General features: G+C 63.6%; 8 protein-coding genes. 7 read left to right on the plus strand and 1 reads right to left on the minus strand.

The window, feature by feature from the left end:
- A partial coding sequence (locus tag MOV63_RS31015) for an MFS transporter (protein ID WP_247039543.1) occupies nucleotides 1-317 on the minus strand: 317 nt, incomplete at its 3' end.
- Nucleotides 318-585: 268 nt separating this feature from the next.
- On the opposite strand from MOV63_RS31015, the gene MOV63_RS31020 reads away from it, so the two are divergent.
- The 7 genes from MOV63_RS31020 to MOV63_RS31050 form a co-directional block, all read left to right on the plus strand.
- Nucleotides 586-1,398: an IclR family transcriptional regulator gene (locus MOV63_RS31020; RefSeq protein WP_247039544.1), complete on the plus strand. Its 813-nt coding sequence runs from the start codon at nucleotides 586-588 to the stop codon at nucleotides 1,396-1,398.
- Nucleotides 1,399-1,547: 149 nt separating this feature from the next.
- Nucleotides 1,548-2,300, plus strand: a complete 753-nt coding sequence (locus MOV63_RS31025; RefSeq protein WP_247039545.1) for a gluconate 2-dehydrogenase subunit 3 family protein — start codon at nucleotides 1,548-1,550, stop codon at nucleotides 2,298-2,300.
- A gap of 12 nt (nucleotides 2,301-2,312) precedes the next feature.
- The gene (locus MOV63_RS31030) at nucleotides 2,313-4,079 is read left to right on the plus strand and encodes a GMC family oxidoreductase (protein WP_247039546.1); all 1,767 of its coding nucleotides are present in this window, start codon (nucleotides 2,313-2,315) and stop codon (nucleotides 4,077-4,079) included.
- Complete coding sequence (locus tag MOV63_RS31035; protein WP_247039547.1) at nucleotides 4,076-5,287, plus strand: cytochrome c; 1,212 nt, start codon at nucleotides 4,076-4,078, stop codon at nucleotides 5,285-5,287. Before MOV63_RS31030 ends, MOV63_RS31035 begins: the two co-directional genes overlap by 4 nt.
- A gap of 435 nt (nucleotides 5,288-5,722) precedes the next feature.
- Nucleotides 5,723-6,958, plus strand: a complete 1,236-nt coding sequence (gene pepT / locus MOV63_RS31040) for a peptidase T (protein WP_247039550.1) — start codon at nucleotides 5,723-5,725, stop codon at nucleotides 6,956-6,958.
- Nucleotides 6,959-7,051: 93 nt separating this feature from the next.
- Complete coding sequence (locus tag MOV63_RS31045; protein ID WP_247039551.1) at nucleotides 7,052-8,419, plus strand: MFS transporter; 1,368 nt, start codon at nucleotides 7,052-7,054, stop codon at nucleotides 8,417-8,419.
- A gap of 141 nt (nucleotides 8,420-8,560) precedes the next feature.
- A partial coding sequence (locus tag MOV63_RS31050; protein WP_247039553.1) for an ATP-binding cassette domain-containing protein occupies nucleotides 8,561-9,930 on the plus strand: 1,370 nt, incomplete at its 3' end.

Consider the following 9,930-nt stretch of genomic DNA (forward strand, 5'->3'; position numbering starts at 1 on the left):
AACCCCTGCAGGGCGCGCGCCGCGATCAGCATGGTGAGGCTGGTCGAGGCGGCGCAGAGCAGCGAGGCGAAGGTGAACAGGGCGATCGCCGAGCAGAACACCAGTCGCGCGCCGAAACGATCGGCGAGCCAGCCGCTCAAGGGCAGGAACACGCCGAGCGACAGCACGTAGACGGTGATCGTCGAATGCAGCGCCAGCGGCGGTTCGCCGAGCGCGTCGGCAATCGTCGGCAGGGCCGTGGCGATCGCGGTCGAATCGATCTGCTGCATGATGAGGGCCGATGCGACGATCAGCGGCACGGTCTTGCGGGTATCCAATGGGGCAGTCTTTCGGTTCAGGTCCTTGTTTCGTAAGCCCGGTTCCTGGCAGGCCACCAAACCGTGCGGCCACCGATGGTGTTTCCGCTTGCTTCAGTCGTCGTCATGTGTTCTTCTATATGGAACGTCGGTCCACAGATAGAATATTCCCTTGGATAAGGGGCTGTCAACGGCGCTTTTGCGGTTGCGGCGTTGACCGCGACCGTTGTCCGGATGCAGACCGGCTGATTGTCACGGGAGCGGCAACCGAGATGAAGACGGTGGGGACATGAAGATCACGGGCGCGCCGGCCGAGGACCAGCAAAAGGGCCGCCTGTCTTCGGTCTCTATGGCCATCCGCATCCTCAAGGCTTTCGAAGGCGACGATGCGGAGATCGGCGTCACCGAACTCGCTCGCCGTCTCGGCATCGCCAAGAGCACCGTGCATCGCCTGGTCGTGACTCTGATGGCCGAAGATTTCCTCGAACAGAATCGCGAGACCGGCCGCTACCGGCTGGGGCTCGAGCTTTTCAGGCTCGGTTCGCTGGTGCGCAACCGCATGGATCTTTCCACCGAAGCGCGCACGCTGCTGATGGACCTGCGCAGCGAAACGGACGAGACGGTGCTGCTAGGCGTGCCGGCCGGGCCGGAGATCATGTATATCCGCGTCCAGCCTTCCCGGCAGGCGGTGCGCATCAGCGCCGAGATCGGCATGCGCGCGCCTTATCATGCGACGGCCGCCGGCCGCGCAATTCTCGCCTTCCAGCCGGAAAGCCGCATTGCGGCCCTTGTCGGTGCGCCCCTGCCGCTCCGAACCCCGAAAACCGTCACCGATCCCGACAAGCTGCGGAAACTGCTCGGCAATATCCGTCGCCTCGGTTACGCGGTGGAAGACGAGGAGAACGAACTCGGCATGCGCGCCATCGCCGCACCCATCCATGACGCCCAGTCGGACGTGGTCGGTGCCGTCGCGATCGCTGGCCCGGTCCAGCGCCTGTCGCTGAAAAATTTGAACGGTTTTGCCGAACCGCTGCTCGTCGCGGCACGGGCAATTTCCGCCCGCCTCGGACATCGCGGTTCGCTCGGTGCCGGCGATTTCTGACGAGCGGCAGCCGTGACGATTTAATGTTCCAGAAGGGTTGCCGCGGATTGGACGCGCTCTAGGTAAATCATTGAACCGCTCGGTTCGATCTCATCGGCGCACGTCGTTTCGGCGCGTCACCGACCTTTTCTCTCCGGGGAGATCCTTCTATGGAAACCCACTGTCTTAAGCGCCCCACGCGGCGCCAATTCCTTTCTTCCGTTGCTTTTACCATTCTCGCCGGCGGTGCCGCGCCGGTCATGGCGCGCAGCATTTCCGGCAGACTTCCCTGGGAGGCGCGCTCCGCCGATCCGCCGGTACAGGTCAAGCCCGGCGGCTGGCTGTTCTTCACGCTCGAAGAGGCGCAGACAATGGAGGCGGTCGCCGACCGGCTGGTGCCGGCGGACGATCTGTCGCTCGGCGGCAAGGATGCCGGCTGCGTTCTTTATCTCGACCGGCAGCTGGTGGGATCCTACGGCACGTCGAGCCGGCTCTATACCAAGGGCCCGTTCATGCCCGGCCTGCCGACGCAGGGGTATCAGGCGTCCGACACGCCGGCCCAGCGGTACCGGGCCGGCATTGCCGCGCTGAACGCCTTCACCCGCGAAACCAAGGGCGGCAAGCGCTTCGCCGAACTTGCGCCCGCCGACCAGGACGCGGTCCTCAAGGATCTCGAAGCCGGAAAGATCACCCTGCCGAACAAGGTGGATGCCAAGTCCTTCTTCAACCTGATGCTCGCCAACGTGATGGAAGGTTTCTTCGCCGACCCGATCTATGGCGGCAACAAGGACATGGCCTCGTGGAAGATGCTGGGCTTTCCCGGCGCGCGATACGACTACCGCGACCACGTTTCCAAACACAACCAACCCTATCCCCTGCCTCCGGTTTCGATCGCAGGCTCGACGGAATGGATGACCAGGTAGGGACTGAAAAATATGACCACTATTCTACCTCGCAAGGACGCCGTGATTGTCGGCCTTGGCTGGACAGGCGCGATCCTTGCCCATGAACTGACGGAGGCCGGGCTCGATGTCGTGGCGATCGAACGCGGTCCTTGGCGCGATACGGCCACCGATTTCAACATCGGTTATGCCCAGGACGAACTTCGCTACGGCATCCGCCGCGATCTCTTCCTGCAGCCGGTCGTCGAAGCGATGACGATGCGCAACAACACCTCGCAGACGGCGCTGCCGATGCGCGATTACGGTTCCTTCCTGCCCGGCAACGGGGTGGGCGGCGCCGGCGTTCACTGGAACGGCCATACCTGGCGGTTCTGGGACAGCGACTTCCAGATCGCCGACCACCTGAGGGATCGCTACGGCGCAGCGCGGATCCAGGACCTGCAATTGCAGAACTGGGGCGTGACCGGCGCCGAGATGGAAAAATCCTTCGACCGCTTAGAATATCTCGCCGGCATTTCCGGCAAGGCGGGCAATATCAACGGCCTGATCCAGGAGGGCGGCAATCCGTTCGAGGATCCGCGCTCGCGCGATTATCCGCTGCCGCCGCTGCAGATGACCTATGCGCCGACGCTGTTTGCACAGGTGACCAAGTCGTTGAACTTGCACCCGTTCCCGACGCCGGCGGCGAACCTCTCCAAGGACTATATCAACCCGCTTGGCATCGCCATGGGCCAATGCACCATGTGCGGTTTCTGCGAACGGTTCGGCTGCGCCAACTATTCGAAATCCTCGGCCCAGACGACCATCCTGCCGGTGCTGATGAAAAAGAAGAATTTCGAGGTCCGCACGGAGTCGGAAGTCCTGCATGTGGATCTCGACGCCTCGAAGAAACACGCCCGCGGCGTCACATATGTGAACACCTCGGGCGAGGAGTTTTTCCAGCCGGCCGATATCGTGCTTCTCTGCGCCTATGGTCTCCACAACGTCCGGCTGATGATGCTCTCCGGCATCGGCCAGATCTACGATCCGAATACCGGCGAGGGGACTGTCGGGCGGAACTACTGCTACCAGACCAATGCCGGCGCGCAGGTGTTCTTCGACGACAAGAACTTCAATCCGTTCGTCGCCGCCGGCGCGCTCGGCCAGACGGTGGACGACTTTAACGGCGATGCCTTCGACCACGGGCCGCTCGATTTCGTCGGCGGGGCGGGCATCAACTGTATTCCCTCGAACGGCCGGCCGATCCAGACCCGCCCGACCCCGCCCGGCACGCCGCGCTGGGGCAGCGACTGGAAGAAGGCGACCGTCAAATCCTACAAGTCGACGCTCGGCTTTTCCTCCCAGGGCTCGAGCTATCCGACCCGCGGCAACTATCTCGATCTCGATCCGACCTATACGGACCGGTTCGGGCGGCCGCTGCTGCGCTTCACCTTCGATTTCCCCGATAACGACATCCGCATGTCGAACTGGGTCTCGGACCGGATGGAGGAGATCGCCAAGGCCTTCGGCGGCAAGCAATACACCAATACCCGCCGCAAGAAGGGCTGGGATTCGGTGCCCTACCAGAGCACCCACAATACCGGCGGGGCGATCATGGGCACGGACCCCAAGACCAGCGCCGTCAACAAGTACCTGCAGAGCTGGGACGTCGCCAACGTCTTCGTCATCGGCGCTTCCGCCTTCGCCCACAATGCCGGCAAGAACCCCACCGGCACCGTCGGGGCGCTCGCATTCCACGCGGCGGATGCCATCCGCCAGCAATATCTCCGCAACCCCGGCCAACCTCTGGTGTCGGCATGAGCAGGATCGTCTTTTCCCTCACCCTTGCCGCAACGGCCTTCTCGGCAGGCCTGGCGCTTGCCCAGGCTCCCGACCAGGCGGACGAGATCATCCGCGGTCGTTACCAGGCGATCCTCGGCGATTGCTCCGCCTGTCACACCGCGCCGGGGGCAAAACCACTCTCCGGCGGGCTGCCACTCGAAACGCCCTTCGGCCAGATCATTCCGCCGAACATCACGCCCGACAAGGCGACGGGCATCGGCAACTGGACGGAGGCGGATTTCCGCAGCGCCCTGAAAAAGGGTATCGGCCATGGCGGCAAGCGGCTCTACCCCGCCATGCCCTATCCGGCCTATACCAGGATGACCGACAGGGATATCGGCAACCTCTGGTCCTATCTCCGGACCGTCGATCCGGTCTTCAACCCGGTCGAATCCAACCAGTTGCCCTTCCCGTTCAACATCCGGCTGTCGATGATGGGCTGGAACATGCTGAACTTCACGCCGGGCGAATTCCAGCCCGATCCGTCGAAATCGGCCGAATGGAACCGCGGCGCCTATATCGTCCAGGGGCCGGGCCATTGCGGCACCTGCCATTCGCCGAAAACCGCGCTCGGTGCGGACGAGACAAGCGAGGCGTTGCAGGGTGGTTCGCTGCAGGGATGGTATGCACCCAACATCACCGGCAACAGCTATATCGGCATTGGCAGCTGGAGCGAGGATCAGATCGTCCGGTACCTGAAGACCGGAACCAACGGGCATACGATCGCGTCCGGCCCAATGGCGGAAGCGATCCAGGCCTCGACCTCGCTGATGACCGACGAGGACGTGCACGCGATCGCCACTTACCTCAAGAGCACCGAAGGCGGTTCGACGCAGAAACCGCAGCCGATTCCGGCGAGCGATGCGCGCATGAAGGTGGGGGCGGCGATCTATCACGACACCTGTTCCGCCTGCCATGGCGGCGACGGCAAGGGCGCGAGCCAGCTCTTCCCGGCACTCGCCGGCAGCTCGATCGTCCAGCAGCCGAGCGCGGAGACGCTGACGCGCCTCGTGTTGCAGGGCAGCCAGGCGGTGCATACGCCTGCGGCGAAAACGACACCCGCCATGCCGTCGCTCGGCTGGAAGCTGTCGGATGAGCAGGTGGCCGCCGTGCTCACCTATGTCCGCAACAGCTGGGGCAATGCAGCACCTTCGGTCGGGGCTTCGGATATCGGGGCCCAGCGGTAGAGAAGCCGAGGGAGGTCGCCGGCTCTGCGTATCTTGAGACAGGGCGAGGCGGCAAGCTGCCTCGGATTTCTCACTATGGTGGAGTGACCGTATGTGGGACGTGAGGCGGTGCGGCATTCTTAACCCTCCCCCTTGTGGGGAGGGTGACCGGCAGGTGGGTGGGGTTTTATGTGAAGTGAAGACCCCTCCCCAACCCCTCCCCACAAGGGGGAGGGGCTCCACGCACCGCCTCAACCCGCAATACAATTTTCTTGTCCTTGTGGAAGATCGGCCTGTTGCGCTGCCCGCTTCCCATCACGACTGGCCACGTGGGTGAGATGGGTACCACCGTCCAGGAACCGCACGATTTCCCGGTTTCCCGGTTTCCCGCCTTCACGCACCCTCATCCGCCCGCTACAACTCCATTATTCCGTTCCACAATTTTGGATTTTCCCCATGGCCGATAACGTTACCGATCGTTTTCTCCGTTACGTCGTCATCGACACCCAGTCCGACGCCAAGTCTCCCTCCCAGCCGTCGACGATGAAGCAGAAGGATCTCGGCCGGCTACTGGTCGAGGAGATGCTGGCGATCGGCGTTACCGACGCGCATCTCGACGAGCACGGTTATATCTACGGGACGATCCCGGCGACGACATCGAAGAACAACGTGCCGGTCATCTGCTTCTGCGCTCATATGGACACCGCTCCCGACTTTTCCGGCACCAACGTCAAGCCGCAGATCGTCAGGAATTATCAGGGCGGCGACATCCAGCTCACCGGCGACAAAAGCCAGGTGATCCGGGTGTCCGAACATCCGGTGCTGAAGGACCAGATCGGCAACGACATCATCACCTCCGACGGCACCACGCTTCTAGGCGCCGACGACAAGGCGGGCATTGCCGAGATCATGTCGGCCGCCGAATTCTTCATCAACAACCCCGACGTCAGGCACGGCGCGATCCGCATCCTCTTCACCACCGATGAGGAGATCGGCCGCGGCGTCGACAAGGTCGACCTTACAAAGCTCGACGCCGACTTCGGCTATACGCTGGACGGCGAGACGGCCGGCACGATCGAGGACGAGACGTTTTCGGCCGATGCGGTGGAGATCGCCATCAAGGGCGTCGCCATGCATCCGGGCTTCGCCTTCGGCAAGATGGAAAACGCCATCAAGATCGCCGGCGGCATCGTCGCGAAACTGCCGAAGAACATGACGCCCGAGACCACCAAGGGCCGCGACGGCTTCATCCACCCGACCGGAATGTCCGGCGTGATGGAAAAGGCGAACCTCTCCTTCATCATCCGCGATTTCACCGAAGAGGGCCTGAAGACCAAGGAGACGCTGCTCGAGGAGATCACCAGGCAGGTAATCGCCGACTATCCGGGCTCGACCTACACCTTCACGGTCAAGGAACAGTATCGCAACATGAAGGTGGTGCTCGACCAGCATCCGGGCATCGTCGATTACGCGGTCGAGGCGATCAGCCGGGCCGGCATGACCCCGGTGCGCGGCAGCATCCGCGGCGGCACCGACGGCTCGCGCCTCTCCTTCATGGGCCTGCCCTGCGCCAACCTCTTCGCCGGCGGCCACGCCTTCCATTCCCCGCTGGAATTCGTCAGCAGCCAGGACATGGAACTGGCGGTGAAGACGGTGGTGGAGCTTGCGAAACTGTGGGAGGAGCGGGCCTGAAGAACCGCTCAACCCCGCACGGCACTATTGTCCTCGACGGATGGAAGACCATTTTCCGCCAGACTGGTGTAATCAAGTCGGCGTGGAACTCCCATGGATCGCCCCTCGAAAACATCGCAAGCGCGAGCCCGGCGGCCACACGCCGCACTCGCGACACTTTGCCTTGCCGTGATCACGGCGCAATTGGATACGTCCGTCGTCAATCTCGCACTGGATCCGATCGGCAAAGATCTGGATGCCACGGTCTCTCAACTGCAATGGGTGGTCGACGCCTATAATCTGGTCTACGCGGTCCTGCTGCTGACCGGCGGGCTGCTGGCCGATCTCGCCGGCCGCCGCAGGATCCTGATCTCCGGCGCCTTGGTATTCGGCATCGCCAGCATCGGATGCGCGGTCGTTCCCACGGCTCCGCTTTTGATCGCCGCACGTGCATTGACGGGCGTTGGCGCGGCCCTCTTGCTTCCCGCCTCGCTTTCGATCATTCGGGTGATCTATCCAGATCAGCAGGCCAGACAGCGGGCGCTCGGCATATGGGCCGGGTGCAATGGACTGGCGCTCGCCATCGGGCCGACGCTCGGCGGGCTGCTGATCCATGCCTTCGGTTGGCGTTCCGTCTTTTATGTCGTCGTACCGTTTTCGCTTGTCGGCGTTATCAGTGCGCGCGCGACGATCGAGGAAAGCGCCGATCCGGCAGGTCGATCTTTCGACATCAGCGGCCAGGTGCTGGCGATCCTGTCGTTGGCGACGGTGACACTTGCGGCGATTGAATCACCACATTCCACCATGTCTCTCACGGCTGCTTTCGGGGTTACGGGTTTCGTGTTGTTTGGCCTGTTTCTCGCGGTCGAGCACAGGCAAGGGCAGGCGGCGCTCGTGCCGCTGACGATGTTCCGTTCGAGATCCTTTACAGGCGCCATGGCTGGCACGACGGCCATGACTTTCGGCATGTACGGGACGCTGTTTCTGTTTCCACTCGCGACGCAATCGCTCGGTCGGCTCGATGCTACTTCGACCGGACTGGCGCTGCTGCCCATGGCGCTGAGCTTCGTGCTGGTCTCGCCCTTTTCAGACGCCGTGGTGCAGCGTTTCGGACAGCGTGTCACGATTGCGCTCGGATTGGCGACGATCGGAAGCGGCAACGGCATCCTGAGTATTGCCTTCATGCTCGACCTCTTCATGATGAGTGAAATCGGGTTGTTGCTGACCGGGATCGGCATGGGACTCGCGACCGGGCCGCTGACCGCCGTCGCCGTGTCGGCGGTCGGGAGCAATCGCGGCGGAACGGCGGGTGCCCTCATCAACGTCGCGCGCATGGTGGGTGCGACGATCGGCGTTGCGGCACTCGGGGCGATCTTTGCGGCGGTGGCCGGCGCGGAAAACGGCTTTTTCGCCGCGATGATCGTTGGCGCTTTTGTCCAGGTGATGGGCGCGACCGTGGCACTATTGGCGATCGGCCGATGAACGACGTGCCGGGATCGCCAGTCTTGAACGCGCCGCATTTTCCGCCTAGAGAGCCGCCATCTGCAGCACCAACAGGACGGTGACCCATGGACCTCAGCCGAAACGCAACGCCGCTTTGCCTTGCCATTCGGGGAACCGTCCATGCCTTCCATTACGCTTGCCAATCTCTCGTGGTCCACGCCTGACGGCCGGCCGCTTTTTTCCAGTCTGAATCTCAGCTTCGGGCCCGAACGCGCCGGTCTTGTCGGGCGCAACGGCGTCGGCAAGACGACGCTCTTGAAGCTGATCACCGGCGAACTATCGCCCGCATCCGGCACGGTCTCCGTGTCCGGCAGCCTCGGCGTGTTGCGCCAGAGCGTGCAGGTTACGTTGGATGAGACCATCGCCGACCTCTTTGGCACACGCGCTGCCTTGGCCACCCTTGCTCGCGCCGAAGCGGGCGAGGCATCCGCCGAGGAACTGGCCAATGCCGACTGGATGCTGGAGGCGCGCATGGCCGAGGCGCTGGCGCGGGCAGGGCTCGACGCAGATGCGAACACGCCGCTCGAAACGCTGTCGGGCGGCCAGCGCACCCGCGCGGGGCTGGCGGCGCTGATCTTCACCGAGCGGGATTTCCTGATCCTCGACGAACCCACCAACAATCTCGACCGCGACGGCCGCCAGGCGGTGATCGACCTTCTCGCTGGCTGGCGAGGCGGCGCGATCATCGTTAGCCACGACCGCGAACTGCTCGAAACCGTCGATGCGATCGTCGAACTGACCTCGCTCGGTGCCACCCGTTATGGCGGCAACTGGAGCCGATACCTTGAGCGCAAGGCGCTGGAACTGGCCGCTGCCGAGCACGATCTCGCTGATGCACAAAAGCGGATGGCGGAGGTCAGCCGCACGGCGCAGGAAACCACCGAGCGCAAGGCGCGCAAGGACAGCGTTGGCAAGAAGAAGGCCGCGCGGGGCGACATGCCGCGCATCGTCGCCGGCGGCATGATGCGGCGGGCGGAAAACACCAGTGGCGACAATGCCCGGCTTGCCGAGCGGCTGCGGACCCAGGCGACCACCGACATCTCCGCCGCGCGTGAAAAGATCGAGATCCTGCAACCGCTCTCCGTGACGCTGCCGCCGACCGGCCTGCCGGCGAGCCGTGTCGTGCTCAGGATCGACAACGTCACCGCCGGTTACGAGGTGGAAAAGCCGGTCCTGCGCGATCTTTCCTTCGAGATCACCGGGCCGGAACGGATCGCCGTCACCGGTCCGAACGGCTCGGGAAAAACGACGCTGCTGTCGCTGATCTCCGGCAGCCTGTTGCCCTTCTCGGGCACGGTGCGGGTGCCGGTCAGATCCGCGATGCTCGACCAGCGGGTGAGCCTGCTTGATCCGGCGCTGTCGATCCGCGACAATTTCCGGCGTCTCAATCCGCAGGCGGACGAAAATGCCGGCCGGGCGGCGCTCGCACGCTTCATGTTCCGCGCCGATGCCGCGCTGCAGGTGGTCGGCACGCTGTCGGGCGGGCAGAT

It is taken from the genome of Neorhizobium sp. SHOUNA12A, assembly GCF_023006505.1.
In the GTDB taxonomy this organism is placed as follows: Bacteria; Pseudomonadota; Alphaproteobacteria; order Rhizobiales; family Rhizobiaceae; genus Neorhizobium.